Genomic DNA, 17,305 nt, shown 5'->3' with positions numbered 1-17,305 from the left:
GGATGATCGAGGCGGTGATGTAGGGCATGATGCCCAGCGCGAACACCGACAGCTTCAGCAACGCCCCACCGGAGAACAGGTCCACCAGCCCGTACAGCTGGTTGGACTTCTTCGCCGCGTCGGCGGTGGACTTCAGGACGGACACGTTGACGTTCGGGGTCGGCAGGTTCTGGCCGATCCGGAACACCACGATCATGAAGATCGTGAAGAGCAGTTTCTTGCGCAGGTCCGGGGTTCGGAACGCCCGGGCGAAGGCCGTGAGCACGGATGGGCTCCATACGGATCAAGCCGCGACGCCTCTCCTGGGCGGCCGCGGACGGGGACAGGGCTGCTACAGATCCGTGCTGGACGGCGGGCCGCGCACCGGGTCGGTCGTGCCGGTTCCGGGTCCGGGCGGCGGACGGTGGTCGCGCGGCGGCGGAACGGGTCGTCCGGCCCGCGCGGCGGACGCCGTGACCGGTCCGCTGACGGCCGCGCGTACGGCGGACACCTCGGGCCCGACCGTCGCGTCCGAACCCGTCCGCGCCTGGTGGCGGGACAGGACGGCCGCATAGTACCGGTGGTAGAAGGCCGCGCCCGCCCGCAGGGCCTCGCTGCGCTGGGCGGCGCGCTGCTGGTCGCAGTGCCGCCCCGCGTGGCTCGCGCACTCCTGCCCGGCCAGGCCGGACGCGGTGGCGGAACTCTCTGGCGAGACCCCGGCCATGCCGCCCGGCAGCGCGGACGCGACGGTCGTGACCAGGCCGAACAGGCCCGCCAGGAGCATGAGCAGCCTGCGGTGACGTGGCGTCGTGCCCTCCACGTCCACCTCCGTCCGCTCGCGTGTCGTCCAGCGCACACCTTAGTGGCGGCCGGGAGCACCGTCCACACAGCCGACCCGCCCGGCGCCGCCCCGTTTCCCGCCGCCGGCCGCCCGCCACCCGCGCTACTCATCGGCCCCCGCCCCACCCCGTCCGAGCCACTACCCGTACACGAACGCCGCCCCGGCCCGCCACCCGAACCGAGCGCCCCCTGGACGAGACAGCCGGACTGCGCGGCATCCCTGGACGAGGAGCCAGATCGGGCGACGCCCCTGGACGGGGAAGCCGTCCGGGCGGCGTCCCTGGGCAGGGAGCCGGACCGGGGCGCCCCTTTACGGAAAGATCGCGCTTCGCTACCTTCCGCGCCATGACTCTGACGCGGAAGATCGTCCGGAAACTCCCGATCGCGGGCCTGGCGGCGGCGACCCTGACCGCGGGCCTCGCCGGGACGGCCCACGCCGCGACCCACGGCAAGGCCCCGCACCTCGGCTGGAAGCTCACCGACACCGGCGTGCAGGCCCGGTTCCGGGGCCTCGCGGCCGTGGACCGGCACACCGCCTGGGCCGCGGGCAGCGGCGGAACCGTCCTGCGCACCGTGGACGGCGGGCGCACCTGGGCCAAGGTCGCCCCGGCGGACGCGGCGGGCCTGGAGTTCCGGGACGTCGAGGCGTTCGACGCCGACCACGCCGTCGTCCTGGCCATCGGGGAGGGCGACGCGTCCCGCGTGTACCGGACGTCCGACGGCGGACGCACCTGGACGACCGGATTCACCAACGACGACCCGAAGGCGTTCTACGACTGCCTGACCTTCTTCGACCGCAGGCACGGCCTCGCGGTCAGCGACCCGGTGGACGGCAAGTTCCGGATCATCTCGACCTCCGACGGCGGTCGCAGCTGGAAGGTCCTCCCGAACGCCGGAATGCCCGCCGCGCTGCCCGGCGAGGCCGCGTTCGCCGCCAGCGGCCAGTGCCTCATCTCCCGCGGCTCCCGGGACGCCTGGATCGCGACCGGCGGCGGCGAGCACTCCCGCGTCTTCCACAGCCGGGACCGCGGCCGCACCTGGACGGTGACGAACTCCCCGCTGCCGAGCGGCGCGTCCCAGGGCGTGTTCGGCCTGGCCTTCCGCGACGCCCGGCACGGCGTGGCGGTGGGCGGCGACTACCGGCCGGGCGAACCGTCCCCGAACGCCGCCGCCACCACGACCGACGCCGGCCGCACCTGGCGCCTGGCCCCCCGTCCGCCGGCCGAGTACCGCTCCGGCGTGACGTACTTCGGCCCCCTCCTCCTGGCGGTGGGCCCGACCGGCAGCGACCTGTCCCGCGACAACGGCCGCACCTGGACCCGCTTCGACACCGGCAGCTTCGACACCGTCTCCTGCACCCCCACCACGTGCTGGGCCTCCGGCGAAAAGGGCCGCATAGCCCACCTCACCCACTGACCCACCCCCGTCCGCCCCGTCCCACCACCCCGCCCGGCTGCGCCGCGACGCTCCGGTCGTCCGGCTGTGGCGCCCGTCCGGCTGCGCTGCTCGGTCCGTCCGGCTGGGGTTGGGGCTGGGCGGCTTTCGGGGACTGCGGCTCGAGAGGGAGACTTGATGAGCGGCTGGGGTCTTTGGGGGTCAGCAGCGCTCGCGGGGGTCTAGGGGTTCTTTGCCGGGGGAGTGGTTGCGGTAGGTCTCGGCAAGGAAGGCGAGAAGGCGGTCCACGTCGGCGGTGTTGGAGGCGACGCCTAGGGACGCTCTGACCGCTCCTCCGCTGGGCAGTCCGAGGTGGTCGAGGTATTCGTCCAGCGTGCGGGCTCGGGTGCGGGCGGCGGCGCGGAGCAGGGGCAGGTCGATGCCGAACGCCGCTTCGCCTGCGCCCGGGTTGCAGAAGCAGCCCGTCCGGATGGAGATGCCGTGCGCGGCCGTGTCGCGGGCCACGACGCGCTCGTCCACTATGCGGCCGTCCGGGTTCAGGACGTTGAAAGCGACCGTTCCACCGCGCCGGCGGACGTCCCCGGGGCCGTAGATCTGGATCATGGGGCGTCCTGACGCGTGCCGAAGGGCGGCCAGGCCGTTCAGGAGGCGGGCGGTCAGGCGCGCCACGTGGGCGTGGACGCGGTCCATGCCGAGTTCGCCGATCCACTCCACGCCCTCCGCGACGTCCGGGATGGAGAGGAAGTTCAGCGTCCCGTCCTCGAAGGCGCTTTCGTCGCCGGACATGACGTGCCAGCCGCCGAGGGCGCTGACGGCCTGGATCGTTCCGCCCGCGAACCAGGGGCGGCGCAGCCGGGCGAGCGCCGCGCGCCGCGCGACCAGGCATCCGACGCCGGTGGGGTAGCCGAAGACCTTGTACCAGCTCACGGGCACGTAGTCGGGTTTGACGGCGCTGAGGTCCAGCGGATTGGCCGGGACGAACGCAGCGGCGTCCAGCAGCACGTCGTAGCCGCGTCCTTGCGCGAGAGTGACCCATTCCAGCGGATGCTGGACGCCGGTGAAGTTGCTTTGCGCCGGGTAGACGAAAAGGCCGGGAGAACGCCGGCGGCGGGGGAGCGCCGATCGGACGGTCGCGCCGTCCGCGCGCAGGTCACCGGGTCGCAGCGGGACGTACCGGACGTGCGCGCCGCGCGCTTTCGCGAATTCCCGAATGCCGTTCACCGAATTGTGGTCGTCGAGCAGCATCACCAGCCGCGCGCCGAGCCGAAAGGGGTACGCCTCGCCGACCAGGCGGCACGCTCCGGTCGCGTTGGGCGTGAAGATCACCGCGTACTCGTCGGGGTCGGCGTTGAAGAACCGCAGGACGGCCGCGCGGGCGTGCTCGACCAGGTCCGTGGACGCTCGGGAGGACGGGTTCTCCGAGTGCGGATTGCCGAAGACGCCGTGCAGATTGCGGTCGTGGTGGCCGTCGATCAGCAGGCGCGGCGCGAGGCCGGCCCCGGTGAAGTCGAGATAAGTCTGGCCCGTGTCGTCCAACCGGGCGAACTCGCGCTTGCGTACCTCGTCGAACACGTCCATCTGGAGCACCTCCGGCACACCGGGACCTGCGCACCTTATGACGATAAAACGGCGGAAATTGTTCAGCTCGCGCGACCCGGCCCATCCCCCCATCCCCGACCGCTTTGTCGCCCCGGCCGTCCGCCAGCCGAAACGCATGGTGGACGGAGGCGCCCAGCAGGCAAACAGTCCGACCGTCCGTGAGGGTGGGCGGTCCCTGGGTGGGCGGTCCCTGGGGGCGGGCGGTCGGCGGGCTCGGCCGTCCGGGAGGTGTGGTCGTTCGTTCGCTTGTGGGCCGTTCGGTGGGCGGACGAAGTTAGCTGGGCAGGGGGGTGGAGGTCGTAGGGAGGCGGGGGGCGCGGTGGGTCACCACTGCTATCGCGGCTGCCAGGGAGGCGACGGTCAGGGCGGCCAGGACGGTCCAGTCGACCCAGAGGGCGCGGTCGAAGGTGGAGCCGTATGACGCGAGCAGCGGAGGACCCAGGGGAGACGCGCCTGATGCCCAGAGGGAGCGGACGCCGAGGCTGTGGCCCAGAGCCTCGAAGGCCCAGCGGTTCGACATGGCGTAGCTGATCCAGCGTCCGCCCGCTGCCATGACCGGAACCGGCAGGATCGCGCCCACGAACAGAACTTGCGGGAAACACAGCATCGGTAGCGCCAGCGTCGCCTGCGAGGGATCGGTGACCGCTGCCGAGATGAGCAGGCCGAGGGCCAGCGCTGCCGCCGACGATAGAGACAGGGTGACCATGACCTCGCCGTACGCGGTCCAGCTCGCGGCGGGCAACCGGTCCAGGCCGCGCAGGACGGCCAGCATCAGCGCGTCCACGACGACCAGCAGCGGCAGCAGCACGCCCGCCTTGGAAAGCACGTACGCGGTCGCGCTCAGCCCGGCGAGCCGTTCGCGGCGCAGCACGGCCGCTTCGGTGCAGATCTGGAGCAGGCCGTAGGTGAGGCCGAAGAAGAACCCGCCGAACGCGATCCAGAACAAGATCATCACGGTCGTGCCGGGGTTCGGGTGCGTGGGGGAGAACGCGCCGGGCTTGAACAGCAGCGCGAACATCGCCAGGACCATCACCGGCGATCCGGCCAGGATCGCCAGCGTCAGGCGGTTGCGGACGAGGATGTCCAGCGTGCGCCGGACGAGCAGCCCGCACTGTCGCGCAGCGCCGATCCTCCGCCCGGACGCAGCCCCGGACGCGGACGCGGGCGGGGATGGAGACGGGGATGCGGACCCTGTGTTGGCGGTGTTGTCGGGGAGGGGCAGGTGCTCGTCCCGGGCCGCGGACGCGCCGGTCAGCGCGGTGTAGATGCCGGAGATCGTCGCCGTCCCGAAGTGGGCCAGGGCGTCGGCGGGGGTGCCGGTGAACGCGAGGCGCCCGTCCGGTGAGAGGACCGCGATCCGGTCGCAGAAGTCCACGTCCGGCGGGTTGTGCGTGGTCAGGACGGTCGTGGTCCCGGACGCCGCGAGCCGGCGCAGCAGCCGCATCACCTCGGCGGCGGTCGCCGGGTCCAGCCCTGAGGTCGGCTCGTCGAGGAAGAGCACGGGCGGACGCGTCAGGAGCTCGACCGCGATGCTCGCCCGCTTGCGCTCGCCGCCGCTGAGCGACCCGACGCGCCGCTCGGCCCGGTCGGTGAGGGCGAGCGCGCTGAGCACCCACGCGACGCGGTTTTCGATCTCCGCGCGGCCCGTCCCGGCGGGGAGCCGCAGCCGCGCCTCGTACCGGAGGGTGCGGGCGAGCGGCAGCTCGCGGTGGACGATGTCGTCCTGCGGGACGAAGCCGACCGGCCCCGCCCCGCCGTCCCGAACGATCTCGCCGTCGTCCGGAGGCCGGATCCCGGCGAGCGACTCCAGCAGCGTCGTCTTGCCCGCCCCGCTGCCGCCGATGATCGCGAGCAGCTCGCCCGGCGCGACGTCCAGGCTGATCCCGGAGAGGATCGGCCGGCGCGAGACCGCCCGCGCCGTGATCCGCGCTCCCGTCACCTCGGTGGTCATGCCCACGAACCTAACCGGCGCGCGCCCGCCGAGGGAGACCGCGCGCCGGTGGCGTCCGCGCCGCCCGCACTCGTCTGTCGCAAGGGCCGGCTGAAGAGGGCGGCCCGCGCCCGGCTAATTAGCCGGGCGCGGGCCGAGGCCGAGGGCGGGGACGGAAGGGGAAGGAGTGGGTCAGTCGGGGAGGGCTAGGAGCAGGGCGGCGGACCAGCTGAAGTTGGGGGAGTTGAGGGGGGCGCCGGTCAGCGGGTCGTAGTTCTCCTGGAGCGGACGGTCGCCGAGCATGCCGGACGCGTTGGTGCGGAGGCGGTCGGCGAGGGTGCGGGCGTCGGCGCGGTAGCCGTAGGCGTGCAGGCCGGTGAGGGCGAAGTACGCCTGGTCGATCCAGACGGGTCCGCGCCAGTACTTGGTGGACTGGAAGTACGGCGAGCTCTTCGAGACGGTCGGGAAGGGGACCTTCGTGGCGAACTCGTTCGGGTCGACCAGCTTGCCGCGCACGGACGCGGCCTGCTGCTTCGACGCGACGCCCGCCCACAGCGGGATGGCGCCCTCGATGCCGCGTCCGCGTCCGGTGAGCGTCTTGCCGCCGTCCGCGGACATGGACGAGTCGTAGAAGAAGCCCGTCTTGGCGTCGTACATGCGCGCGCGCACGAGCCCGGCCACCTTGGCGGAGTCCTTCTCGAAGCGCGCCGCGTCCGACCACTTGCCCAGGCGGGACGCGATGAGCGCCAGGTAGTGCTTCTCGGCCGCCAGGTAGGCGTTGAGGTCCACCGACTCCTGGTTGATCGAGTAGCCGACGACCTTGCCGGACGCGTCGGTGTTGGCGAGCATCTTCACGCCGAGGGACGCGTCGAAGCGCGGCGCGTTGTCCATGCCGCTCTCCCAGGCGGCGGCCTGCCGCCGGTCCTCTTCGGTGGCGTTCGCGGGGTCGACGGTCGCGCCGTATTCGGCGAGGCCGTTGTGGTCGTGGTCGCGGGTCCGGTACCACCAGTCGTGGTAGGCGACGAGCTTCGGGTACATCTCGCGCAGGAACGAGGCGTCGCGGTCCTTGAGGTAGACCTGCCAGACCGACCAGGCGGCGAGCGGCGGCTTGCTGTTGCGCTCGTTCCAGTTGCCGCCGCCCTCGGCCGGGGTGTTGTAGAAGACCGCGTCCGGGATCATGCCCGCGTCCTGCGGCCGGTCCTTGGACCTCGGCGTGATCTGGTAGTCGAACATGGAGCGGATCTGGTCGCGGGCGAGCGCCGGGTCGAACGCGGCCGTCCCGACCGCCTGCTTCCAGGTGTCCCAGGCCCACAGCCCGCTGAACCACTTGTAGGTGACGGACGGCGTGATCCCGTTGTGCTTGATCGCGCCCGCCGGGCCGCGCCAGTTCGACACGAGCGTCTCGACCGACTTGACCGCGAGCCGCCGCCGGTCGGCGGGGAGACCGCGCGTCACGCGCGCCACGTATCCGCGCCACCGCTCGTCGCCGCGCGCGGCGACGCGTTCGGGCGAGCGCAGCATTCCCGCGACGGCCGGGGCCTCCGCGCGCCGCTCGGCGTCGTTGAACGTGTAGGTCTCGGCCCAGGTCAGCGCGCTGGTCCCGCGCGGACGGACGGTCACCGGACGCGCCAGGTCGGTGCTGTACGAGTCGCCGTTCACGGTCGTCCGGACCGGCTCGGCGTGGACGATCTGGAACCGTTCCGTCCCGTCGGTCAGGTAGTCCCACGTCTTGCGGACCTTGGCGAAGTCGACCTGGACGCCGTTCCCGGTGGCCTTGAGCGACGGCGCGCTCTTCATCGGCTCGGCGTCCGGACGGAGCAGTTCGCCGGTCCAGCCGACCCGGAGCGTCCGGGCCCGGTGGCCGGTGTTCTCGACGTACGCGCGGACGAGCGCGGTGTGCGCGCTGCCGAAGCGCAGTTCGAGGGTCAGCTTCAGGCCGTCCAGCTCGTACACCTGCCGCAGCAGGCCGGGCAGGGACGACAGCTTCGGCGTCGTCCGCGACAGGTCGATCGGGCGGCCGTTCTCGCTGAGCCGGATGCGGCTGAACGCCTTGCTCAGCCACCACGGGTACTCCTGCGCGATGTACAGCGGCCCGGTGAAGCCGCCGTACGTCGCCGGGTCCTTCGGCAGGGCGTAGGCGTGCCACGCGCCCTGGTCGGAGAACACGCTGATGTCGTTGAACTCCGGCGGTTCCGAGGTGGTCGGCGTTCCGCGCAGGTCCAGCACGTTGGAGTAGTCACCGCGGTGGGCGGGACTCGCGTGCGCGGGGACGGCCGTCAGGGGGAGGAGAGCGACGACACCGATGGCGGCGCTCAGGGACCTGCGCATGGTCACCTTTCCGAGGCGGGGTGGAGGACCGCCGCGCCGAGCGGGCCGAGCTCCAGCCCGCCCTCGACCGGCGCGCCGGACAGTAGATCAATACCGGACAAACCGCTCACACGCGACACGGCGTCCGTGTGGTTCAGCAGGAACAGGTACGGGCCGCGCCGGGTCGCCTCGACGCCCGGCGGCGTCGCGTGCACCGGCTCGACGCCCGCCGCGTCCAGCACCGGGCCGAGCGCGGACGGCAGGTGGCAGCTCAGGTACCAGCCGACGCCGGCGCCGTGCGCGTTGCGGGTGATCGCGGGCCGTCCGGCCAGCGGACCCGCGCCGTAGGACGCGACGGGCTCGGCGGTCGTGACGTCCAGCCACTCGCTCCACAGCGTCGCCGCGCCGAGCGGGCCGTCCGGGCCCTCGACCGGAACGGACGCGTCGTCGGGCACGGGCCAGAACTCGTCCACGACGACGCCGAGCGCGTCGCGCAGCGGGGCCGGGTAGCCGCCGAGGTGGATGTGGTCGTGCTCGTCCACGATCCCGGAGAAGAACCCGCAGGCCAGATGGCCGCCGCCCGCGACGAACCGGGTCAGCCGCTCGGCCGTGTCCGTCCGCAGCAGGTACAGGTTCGGCAGCAGGACGGCCTTGTACCGGCCGAAGTCGGCGTCCGGCGGGACGAAGTCGACCGCGACGTTCCGCAGCCACAGCTCCCGGTACCAGGACGCGACGATCGCCTTCAGGTCGAGCCGCGCGGACGGGTGGTCCTCCTGCTCCAGCGCCCACCAAGAGTCCCACGACAGGACGATCGCGACGTCCGCCTCGGTCCGGGTGCCGGCGACCGGGCCGAGCCTCGCGAGTTCCGCCCCGAACCGGACGGTCTCCGCCCAGCCGCGCGACGACGTCCCGCCGTGCGGGAGCAGCGCGCTGTGGAACTTCTCCGCGCCCGCGCGCGAGGCTCGCCACTGGAAGTACATGACGCCGTCGGCGCCGCGCGCGACCGTCTGCAACGACCACAGCCGGTGCAGCCCCGGACGCTTCGGCACGTTCACCGGACGCCAGCTCACCGCCGACGGCGCCTGCTCCATCAGCAGCCACGGCCGGCCGCCCTTGAGCGAGCGCATCAGGTCGTAGTTCATCGCGGCCGTGACGTGCGCCTCGGGATCGGCCGGGTCGGGGTAGGCGTCGTCGGACACGAAGTCCTCGCGCGACGCCCACTCCCAGTAGTCCAGCGGCTTGAACATCGACATGAAGTTCGTCGTCACCGGGACGCCGGGGGACACCTCGTCCAGCACGTCCTTCTCGGCCTGGTAGCAGGCGAGCAGCGCGTCGGAGCAGAATCGCCGCCAGTCGAGCGTCTGCGTCGGGTTGACCGGTCCGGGCGCGTCGCGCGGCGGCTCGATCTCGTTCCAGGCGCCGTACCGCTGCGACCAGAACGCCGTGCCCCACGCCGCGTTCAGCGCGTCCAGGTCCGTGTACCGGGCCCGCAGCCACCGCCGGAAGTCCGCGGCGGACTCCTCGCAGAAGCACTCGGTCACGTGGTCGCCGTACTCGTTGTGGACGTGCCACAGCGCCAGCGCGGGATGGTCCCGGTACCGCTCGGCGATCTTCCGCGCCAGCCGGACGGCCGCGTCCCGGTACACCGGCGAGGACGGGCAGTAGTGCTGCCGCGACCCGAACTCCAGCCGCACCCCGTCCGCCCGCACGGGCAGCACCTCGGGATGCGCGCGCACGAGCCACGCCGGGGGCGAGGCCGTCGCCGTGGCCAGGTCGACCGCGAGACCGTGCCCGTGCAGGAGGTCGAGCAGCCGGTCCAGCCATCCGAAATCCCATGCGTCCGGGCCGGGCTGGAGCTTGGCCCAGGAGAACACGCCGACCGTGACCAGGTTGACCCCGGCCTCCTTCATCAGCGCCGCGTCCTCGGCCCACACCTCCTCGGGCCACTGCTCGGGGTTGTAGTCCCCGCCGTACAGCAGCCCCTCCACCCGGGTGAGGCCCCGGTCCCGTGCCGGGCTCATCCCTTCACCGCCCCGCCGAGCAGCCCCGCCACGAACTGCCGCTGGAACACGAAGAAGACGATCATGATCGGGACGGTCGCGGCGAACGACCCCAGCATCAGCCCGGAGTAGTCCACGTGGGACAGGCCGATCATCTGGTTGAGCGCGATGGGCACGGTGAACTTGTCCTCGGTGTTGAGCATGAGCAGCGGCCAGATGAAGCTGTTCCACTGGCTCATGAAGGTGAAGATGACCAGCGCGCCGAGCTGCGGGCGGACGCCCGGCAGCACGACCTGGTAGAAGATCCGCAGGTCGCCCGCGCCGTCGATGCGGGCCGACTCGATCAGCTCGTCCGGGAAGGCGAGGAACGCCTGCCGCATCAGGAAGATGCCGAACGCGTTCGCCAGGAACGGCAGGACGACCGCCTGGTAGGTGTCGGTCCAGCCGAGGTTCGCCATCATCTGGAACAGCGGGACCAGCAGCACCTGCATCGGGATCATCATGGTCGCCAGCACCGCGCCGAGCAGGACGCCCCGCCCGCGGAACCGGTACTTCGCGAGGCCGTAGCCGCACATCGCGGAGATCAGCGAGCTGAGCACGGTGTAGACGACCGCGACGCCGAGGCTGTTGGCGACGACGCGTCCGAAATGGTGCTCGCTCTGCAGCCGCGACAGGTTGTCCATCAGCGCGCCGCCCGGCAGGAACGGCGGCGGCGACCCGAACAGGTCGGCGGTGTCGTGCGTCGACGCGACCGCCATCCAGTAGAACGGCACGAGGCTGACGACCGCCCCGGCGAGCAGCGCCAGGTACGCGCCGGCACGGCCCAGAATGCGCGGGTTCACTTCGACCCCCTTCCCAGGAACCGGAACTGGATCAGCGAGACCAGCCCGATGAGCAGCACGACCACCCAGGCGATCGCCGCCGCGTAGCCGAAGTCCATCTGGTCGAACCCGACCTTGTAGAGGTAGAGGACGGGCGTCATCGTCGCGTTGTCCGGGCCGCCGCGCGTCAGCACGTAGTTCTCGTCGAACAGCTGGAGCGTGCCGATCGTGGAGGTGATCGAGCAGAACAGGATCACCGGCCGGAGCTGCGGCACGATCACCCGGACGAACGTGGTGACCGCGCCCGCCCCGTCGATCGAGGCCGCCTCGTACTGCTCGCGGCCGATCGCCTGGAGGCCGGCCAGCAGGATCACCGCGTTGTAGCCGGTCCACCGCCACGTGATCGACAGGATCAGCGAGATCCGCGCCCAGGTCGCGTCGTTCAGCCAGTCCACGCCGCCGATCCCGATGTCCTCCAGGAGCTGGTTGACCGCGCCGCCGTCGGTCTTCAGCAGCACCCGGAACACCACCGAGTAGGCGACGAGCGTGGTGACGGCCGGCAGGAAGTACACCAGCCGCCAGCCGCCGCGGAACCGCAGCCAGGACGCGTTCAGCACCCCGGCCAGCACCAGCGCCAGCCCGATCATGACCGGCACCTGGATCGCCAGCAGCAGCGCGGTGTTGACCAGCGACTCCAGGAACACCGGGTCGCCGGCCATCCGCCGGTACTGGCGGAGCCCGACCCAGACGGTCGCGCCGTCCTGGTCGGCGGTGAAGCTCTGGTAGAGGCTCGCCGCGAGGGGATAGGCGAAGAACGCCACGAACAGGACGGTCGCCGGGCCGGTGAACCACCAGTGGGCGAGCCGGAACCGGCGGCGGCCACGCCGCCGCGCGTCCGCCGCGGCGGGACGCTGGAGCCTCGCGGGCTCGGTCTGCAGTGCGGCCATGGGCTATCCGGCGGTCTGGCGGCCGGTCGCGGACGCGATCTGCTTCGCCGTCGAGTCGAGCGTGCTCTTGGGGTCCCTGCCGCGAAGCATCACGCCCGCGTTGGCCGACCAGACGAGCTGGGTGGCCTTCGCGCCGTCCTTGGTGTATTCGATCGGCGGGACGGACGGGGACAGGTCGGCGAAGACCTTGTTGACCGCCTGCCCGCCGAAGTACGGGTCGGGCTGCGCGACGAACGGGTCCTTCAGCGCGGGCAGGAACGCGGGGAACAGGCCCTCGTCCTTGAGCATCGACACCTGGTTGGCGCTGTTGGCGAGCATGAACTCGGTGAACGCCCACGCCGTCTTCGGGTTCTTGGTCTGCGAGGTGACCGTGAGCACCGAGCCGCCGTTGTTGGACGTCCGCACCCCGCCCGGCTCGAACGCGGGCAGCGGGAAGACGCCGAACTTGCCGCTCAGCTCCTTCATCTCGCCGGTGAGCGTGCCGCCCCACCAGGCCGCCTGCGGCGTGGTCGCGGACTTGCCGGTCTTGGTCGAGGTGACCGTGGCGTCCCAGCCGCGCGCCCAGTCGACCAGGCCCTTGTCGGACAGCTGCTTCAGGACGGTCATCGCCTTCACGGCCTGCGGCGTGTTCACCGCGACCTTGCCGTCCTTGAAGTAGCCCTGGCCCTGCTGCTGGAGCAGCATCAGGAAGGTGTTGTCCTCGGCCGGGTCGAGGGTGATGAACTTGGTCCCGGTCCTGGCCTTGACCTGCTCGCCGGCCTTGACGTAGTCGTCCCAGGTGTTGATCGAGTTCGGGTCGACGCCGGCCTTGGCGAAGAGGTCGCGGCGGTAGAAGACGCCGACCGGCCCCGAGTCCCACGGCAGCGCGAGCACGCGGCCCTTCTCGTCGGTCGCGGTCTTCCACGCGGCCGCGTTGTACTGGCCCTTGTACTTGTCCGCCAGGGACGTCAGGTCGTAGAACCCGTTCGGGAACGAGCCGACGAAGCTCTGGAACCGCGGGCCCTCGACGGTCGTGATGTCGGGCAGTCCCTTGCCCGACTTCAGGCCGACCGTGATCTTGTCGTAGGCGTTGTCGTAGCCGATGTCGACGACGTTGATCTTCGTCCCGGGATGCTGCCTCTCGAACTCGGGGGCGAGCCGCTTGAGCGCGGTCGCCGCGACGTCCCAGGACCAGACCGTCACGTCGCCCTTGATGTCGCCGGACGCCGCGGCGGCCAGGCTCGGCGCGGCCTTCTTTCCGCTCCCGCCGCCCGCCGCGCAGCCGCTGAGGGCCACCGCGGCGGCGATCGCGCCCGCTAGGAGAACGGACCTTCGTGTCTGTTTCATTCGGTTCATCCGGTTGGTATGCACCCTTGCCTCCTGACACCGGCATGCTGAATGCTGTATACAGCACACCGAATGATGATGATTCGTCAAGAGGGGGAGCATGACCGGCCCGTTCGCACACCCGTACATCCCCAACGCGGCACCCGATGTGAAGCGCGCGATGCTCGACGCCGTCGGAGCCGCGTCGGTGGAGGACTTCTACGCCGACGTACCGGCCGGGCTCCGGCTCGGACGCCCGCTCGACCTCCCCGCGCCGATGCGCTCGGAGGCCGCGCTCGTGCGCCACATGAACGGCCTGCTGGGCCGCAACACCAGCACCCGCGACGCGCTGAGCTTCCTCGGCGGCGGCGTGTACCAGCACCACGTCCCCGCCGTCGTGGACGAGGTCGTGGACCGATCCGAGTTCCTCACCGCCTACGCGGGTGAGCCCTACGAGGACCACGGGCGCTTCCAGGCGCTCTGGGAGTACCAGTCGCTCATGGGCGAGCTGCTGGAGCTGGACGTCGTGAACGTCCCGACCTACGACGGCTACCAGGCGGCGGGCACCGCGCTGCGGATGGCGGGCCGCGTCACCGGCGCGCGCCGGCTGCTGGTCGCCTCGTCCGTCGCGCCCGACAAGCTGTCGAAGATCCGCGACTACGTGCGCCCGGACCACGACGTCGTGGTCGTCCCGGTCGTGGACGGCCGGGCCGACGTCGCCGCCGTCCGCGCCGCGCTCGCCGAGGGCGACGTCGCGGCCGTGTACGCCGAGGCGCCGTCCTACCTGGGCATCGTCGACCCGGCCCTGCCCGAGCTGGGCGAGCTCGCGCACGCGAGCGGCGCGCTGTACGTCGTGAACTGCAACCCGATCTCGCTCGGCGTCGTCGCGCCGCCGGCGTCCTACGGCGCGGACATCGTCTGCGGCGACGTCCAGCCGCTCGGCGTGCACATGAGCTACGGCGGCGGCAACGCCGGCTTCATCGCCACCCGCGACGAGGAACGCCTCGTCGCCGAGTTCCCGTCCCGGCTGTTCGGCGTCACGCCGACCACGGTCGAGGGCGAGTACGGCTTCGGCGACGTCGCCTATGAGCGCACGTCCTTCGCGATCCGCGAGGAGGGCAAGGAGTGGGTCGGCACGGCCGCCGCGCTCAACGGCATCGCCGCCGGCGTCTACCTCGCGCTGATGGGCCCGCACGGCATGCGCGAGATCGGCGAGACCATCATGGCGAACACCCGCTACGCCATCACGCGCCTCGCCGCCGTCCCCGGCGTGGAGGTCCCGCACGCGGACGCGCCGCACTTCGCCGACTTCGCCGTCCGCTTCACCGGCGCCCGCGACGTCGCCGAGATCAACGACGCCCTGCTGGAGCGCGGCGTCTTCGGCGGCCACGCCCTGTCCGACCGCGACGCCCTCTACTGCGTCACCGAGGTGCACACCAAGGACGACATCGACCGCCTCGCCGCCCTGCTGGAGGAACTGGCCAAGTGAGCAGCCACGTCAACGCCGGACCCGTCACGACCGACGACGCGCGGATCGCGCCCAAGCCGCCGCTGCGGCGGTTCCACCAGGCCCGCTGGGACGAGCCGCTGATCTTCGAGCTGGGGACGCCCGGGGCGCGCGGCGTGGGCGTGCCCGCGCCCGAGGTGCCGCTGGACGACTCGCTCCCCGGGGCGCTGCGGCGCAAGGACGCGCCCGGCCTGCCCGAGATGTCGCAGCTGCACGTGCTGCGGCACTACCTGCGGCTGTCGCAGGAGAACCTCGGCGTCGACCTCAACATCGACGTCGGCCAGGGCACCTGCACGATGAAGTACAGCCCGAAGGTGAACGACCGGTTCGTCCGGGACCACCGGGTCTCCGAGCTGCACCCGCTGCAGGACCAGCGGACCGTCCAGGGCGTGCTGGAGGTCATGTACCACCTGGAGAGGATGCTCGCGGAGATCTCCGGGATGGACCGGGTGTCGCTCCAGCCGGGCGCCGGGTCGGCCGCGATCTACACCAACATCGCGATGATCCGCGCCTACTTCGCCGCGCGCGGCGAGCTGGAGCAGCGCGACGAGGTCATCACGACGATCTTCTCCCACCCGTCCAACGCGGCCTGCGCGAAGACCGCCGGCTTCAAGGTCATCACCCTCTACCCGGACGCGGACGGCTACCCCGACATCGAGGCGCTGAAGGCGGCCGTCGGGCCGCGCACCGCCGCGCTGATGATCACCAACCCGGAGGACACCGGGATCTTCAACGCGCGGATCGCCGAGTTCGTGGACATCGTGCACGAGGCGGGCGGCCTGTGCGCCTACGACCAGGCGAACGCCAACGGCATCCTCGGCATCACGCGGGCCCGCGACGCCGGGTTCGACCTGTGCCACTTCAACCTGCACAAGACGTTCTCCACGCCGCACGCGTGCGGCGGCCCGGCGGCGGGCGCGTCCGGCGTGAGCGAGAAGCTCGTGCCGTTCCTGCCCCGGCCGACCGTGGAGTTCGACGGCGACCGCTACCACCTGGACGACGACCGGGCCGAGTCGGTCGGCAAGATCCGTCCGTTCTACGGCGTGGTGCCGAACCTCGTGCGCGCGTACGCGTGGATCATGTCGCTGGGCGCGGAGGGCCTGCGCGAGGTCGCGGAGATCGCCGTGCTGAACAACAACTACCTGATGAAGAGGATCCTGGAGATCCGCGGGGTGTCGGCGCCGTACGCCGAGGGCAAGCGGCGCATCGAGCAGGTGCGCTACTCCTGGGAGGAGCTGAACCGGGACACCGGCGTGCACAGCGAGGAGATCGGCGTCCGCGCCGCCGACTTCGGCACCCACTACTGGACGAGCCACCACCCGTACCTGGTGCCCGAGCCGATGACGCTGGAGCCGACCGAGTCCTACTCCCGGCAGGACCTGGACGAGTACGCCGCGATCCTCGCCGAGGTGGCGCGCGAGGCGTACGAGGAGCCGGAGACCGTCCGGACCGCGCCGCACAACGGGCCGATCCACCAGGTGCGGCCCGCGACGCTGGACGACCCGGAGACCTGGGCCGTCACCTGGCGCGCCTACCGCCGGAAGATCCTCGGCCGGTGAGGTACGGACTGGTGGTCAACCCGGTCGCCGGGCTCGGCGGCCGGGTCGGCCTCAAGGGCAGCGACGGACCCGCCGTCCAGGCCCGCGCCCGCGAGCTCGGCGCGGTGCCGCGCGCGTCCGACCGGGCCGCCGAGGCGCTGTCGGAGCTGACGGCGCGGGTCGGCGCGCCGGTCGTGCTGACCGCTGCCGGACCGATGGGCGAGGACGCCGTCCGCGCGGCCGGCCTGGAGCCGGACGTTCGATACGTCCCGGATGGTCTGGACGGCCCGGACGGCCCGGACACGACGGCGGCCGACACGGTCGCCGCCGCGAAGGCCCTCGCCCCGGACGTGGACCTGCTGCTGTTCGCGGGCGGCGACGGGACGGCCCGGGACGTCCTGGACGCCGTCGGGACGTCCGTGCCCGTCCTCGGCGTCCCGACCGGGGTGAAGATGCACTCGGCGGTGTTCGGCGTCGGGCCGCGCGCCGCCGGGGAGGTCGCGGCCCGCGCCGCCGCCTCGCGCGCCTTCACCGAGGCCGAGGTCATGGACCTGGACGAGGAGGCCGTCCGCTCCGGCCGGGTCTCGGCCCGGCTGTACGGGCACCTGCTCGTCCCGGACGCGCCCGTCCGGGTGCAGCAGCGCAAGGTCGGCAGCTCGGCCGCCGACCCGCACGCCGTCGGCGGCATCGCCGCCGAGCTGGCCGCCCGCGCCGGCGTCGACCCGCTCGTCCTCGGGCCGGGCGGGACGACCCGCGCGATCGCGGCGGCGCTCGGCGTGGACGTCCCCGTCATGGGCGTCAACGTGCTGCGCGCCGGACGGCTCGTCGCCGCCGACGTCAACGCCGCCGAACTGGCCGGGATCGTGACCCCGGACACGTGGATCGCGGTCACCCCGATCGGCGGGCAGGGCTTCCTGCTCGGCCGGGGCAACCAGCAGATCTCGCCGGAGGTGCTCCGCGCCGCCGGCCCGGACCGGCTGCTCGCCGTCGCGACCGAGGCCAAGCTCGCCGCGCTCGGCGGACGCCCGCTGCTGCTCGACACCGGCGACCCCGGGCTGGACCGCGCCCTGGCCGGCCACCGCATCGTGATCACCGGCCGCGGCCGGACCGCCCGCTACCCCGTGCAAGGAGCCTGAA

The 17,305-nt window shown here is 72.2% G+C and carries 12 protein-coding genes and 1 pseudogene; 4 read left to right on the top strand and 9 right to left on the bottom strand.

Annotated features, from left to right (window positions below; genetic code table 11):
* Together ACFPCY_RS42150 and ACFPCY_RS42145 are read right to left on the bottom strand one after the other, a co-directional pair.
* Positions 1-265, bottom strand: a pseudogene (locus ACFPCY_RS42150) (preprotein translocase subunit SecY); the annotation flags it as partial.
* Between the two features lie 66 nt (positions 266-331).
* Entirely contained in the window at positions 332-799 is a 468-nt protein-coding gene (locus ACFPCY_RS42145; RefSeq protein WP_378265373.1) for a hypothetical protein, read from the bottom strand.
* Positions 800-1,164: 365 nt separating this feature from the next.
* Between ACFPCY_RS42145 and ACFPCY_RS42140 the strand changes: the two genes are divergently transcribed.
* Positions 1,165-2,235, top strand: a complete 1,071-nt coding sequence (locus ACFPCY_RS42140; protein WP_378265371.1) for a WD40/YVTN/BNR-like repeat-containing protein — start codon at positions 1,165-1,167, stop codon at positions 2,233-2,235.
* A gap of 180 nt (positions 2,236-2,415) precedes the next feature.
* On the opposite strand, the gene ACFPCY_RS42135 is transcribed toward ACFPCY_RS42140, so the two are convergent.
* The 7 genes from ACFPCY_RS42135 to ACFPCY_RS42105 form a co-directional block, all read right to left on the bottom strand.
* Positions 2,416-3,792 carry an aminotransferase class V-fold PLP-dependent enzyme gene (locus tag ACFPCY_RS42135; RefSeq protein ID WP_378265369.1) on the bottom strand — a complete coding sequence of 459 codons (1,377 nt, stop codon included), beginning with the start codon at positions 3,790-3,792 and terminating at the stop codon, positions 2,416-2,418.
* Between the two features lie 295 nt (positions 3,793-4,087).
* Complete coding sequence (locus ACFPCY_RS42130; RefSeq protein ID WP_378265367.1) at positions 4,088-5,764, bottom strand: ATP-binding cassette domain-containing protein; 1,677 nt, start codon at positions 5,762-5,764, stop codon at positions 4,088-4,090.
* A 171-nt stretch (positions 5,765-5,935) separates the two neighbouring features.
* Complete coding sequence (locus tag ACFPCY_RS42125) at positions 5,936-8,071, bottom strand: MGH1-like glycoside hydrolase domain-containing protein (protein ID WP_378265365.1); 2,136 nt, start codon at positions 8,069-8,071, stop codon at positions 5,936-5,938.
* Between the two features lie 2 nt (positions 8,072-8,073).
* Complete coding sequence (locus ACFPCY_RS42120) at positions 8,074-10,071, bottom strand: beta-galactosidase (protein ID WP_378265363.1); 1,998 nt, start codon at positions 10,069-10,071, stop codon at positions 8,074-8,076.
* Positions 10,068-10,892 carry a carbohydrate ABC transporter permease gene (locus tag ACFPCY_RS42115; protein ID WP_378265361.1) on the bottom strand — a complete coding sequence of 275 codons (825 nt, stop codon included), beginning with the start codon at positions 10,890-10,892 and terminating at the stop codon, positions 10,068-10,070. The genes ACFPCY_RS42120 and ACFPCY_RS42115 overlap by 4 nt, the downstream gene beginning before the upstream one ends.
* Positions 10,889-11,818 carry a carbohydrate ABC transporter permease gene (locus ACFPCY_RS42110; RefSeq protein WP_378265359.1) on the bottom strand — a complete coding sequence of 310 codons (930 nt, stop codon included), beginning with the start codon at positions 11,816-11,818 and terminating at the stop codon, positions 10,889-10,891. Before ACFPCY_RS42110 ends, ACFPCY_RS42115 begins: the two co-directional genes overlap by 4 nt.
* A gap of 3 nt (positions 11,819-11,821) precedes the next feature.
* Positions 11,822-13,144, bottom strand: coding sequence for an ABC transporter substrate-binding protein (locus ACFPCY_RS42105; protein ID WP_378265357.1), 1,323 nt, complete (start codon positions 13,142-13,144; stop codon positions 11,822-11,824).
* A gap of 100 nt (positions 13,145-13,244) precedes the next feature.
* On the opposite strand from ACFPCY_RS42105, the gene gcvPA reads away from it, so the two are divergent.
* The 3 genes from gcvPA to ACFPCY_RS42090 are packed head-to-tail and all read left to right on the top strand — an operon-like array spanning position 13,245 to position 17,304.
* Positions 13,245-14,612 carry an aminomethyl-transferring glycine dehydrogenase subunit GcvPA gene (gene gcvPA, locus ACFPCY_RS42100; protein WP_378265355.1) on the top strand — a complete coding sequence of 456 codons (1,368 nt, stop codon included), beginning with the start codon at positions 13,245-13,247 and terminating at the stop codon, positions 14,610-14,612.
* On the top strand, positions 14,609-16,189 hold the full coding sequence (gcvPB, locus tag ACFPCY_RS42095) for an aminomethyl-transferring glycine dehydrogenase subunit GcvPB (RefSeq protein ID WP_378265353.1): 1,581 nt from the start codon (positions 14,609-14,611) through the stop codon (positions 16,187-16,189). Before gcvPA ends, gcvPB begins: the two co-directional genes overlap by 4 nt.
* Positions 16,186-17,304 (top strand): ATP-NAD kinase family protein, encoded by a 1,119-nt coding sequence (locus ACFPCY_RS42090; RefSeq protein ID WP_378265351.1) that lies wholly within the window; start codon positions 16,186-16,188, stop codon positions 17,302-17,304. The genes gcvPB and ACFPCY_RS42090 overlap by 4 nt, the downstream gene beginning before the upstream one ends.
* Position 17,305 lies beyond the last annotated feature (1 nt).

Source organism: Actinomadura gamaensis (assembly GCF_042652125.1).
GTDB lineage: Bacteria > Actinomycetota > Actinomycetes > Streptosporangiales > Streptosporangiaceae > Spirillospora > Spirillospora gamaensis.
This window is presented reverse-complemented; position numbering and strand designations above follow the sequence as displayed.

Excerpts from the sequence above, each read along its gene's own strand:
- ACFPCY_RS42110 (WP_378265359.1), bottom strand. The coding sequence starts at position 11,818 with ATGGCCGCACTGCAGACCGAGCCCGCGAGGCTCCAGCGTCCCGCCGCG.
- ACFPCY_RS42120 (WP_378265363.1), bottom strand. The coding sequence starts at position 10,071 with ATGAGCCCGGCACGGGACCGGGGCCTCACCCGGGTGGAGGGGCTGCTG.
- ACFPCY_RS42105 (WP_378265357.1), bottom strand. The coding sequence starts at position 13,144 with ATGAAACAGACACGAAGGTCCGTTCTCCTAGCGGGCGCGATCGCCGCC.
- gcvPA (WP_378265355.1), top strand. The coding sequence starts at position 13,245 with ATGACCGGCCCGTTCGCACACCCGTACATCCCCAACGCGGCACCCGAT.
- ACFPCY_RS42125 (WP_378265365.1), bottom strand. The coding sequence starts at position 8,071 with ATGCGCAGGTCCCTGAGCGCCGCCATCGGTGTCGTCGCTCTCCTCCCC.
- ACFPCY_RS42130 (WP_378265367.1), bottom strand. The coding sequence starts at position 5,764 with ATGACCACCGAGGTGACGGGAGCGCGGATCACGGCGCGGGCGGTCTCG.
- ACFPCY_RS42140 (WP_378265371.1), top strand. The coding sequence starts at position 1,165 with ATGACTCTGACGCGGAAGATCGTCCGGAAACTCCCGATCGCGGGCCTG.
- ACFPCY_RS42135 (WP_378265369.1), bottom strand. The coding sequence starts at position 3,792 with ATGGACGTGTTCGACGAGGTACGCAAGCGCGAGTTCGCCCGGTTGGAC.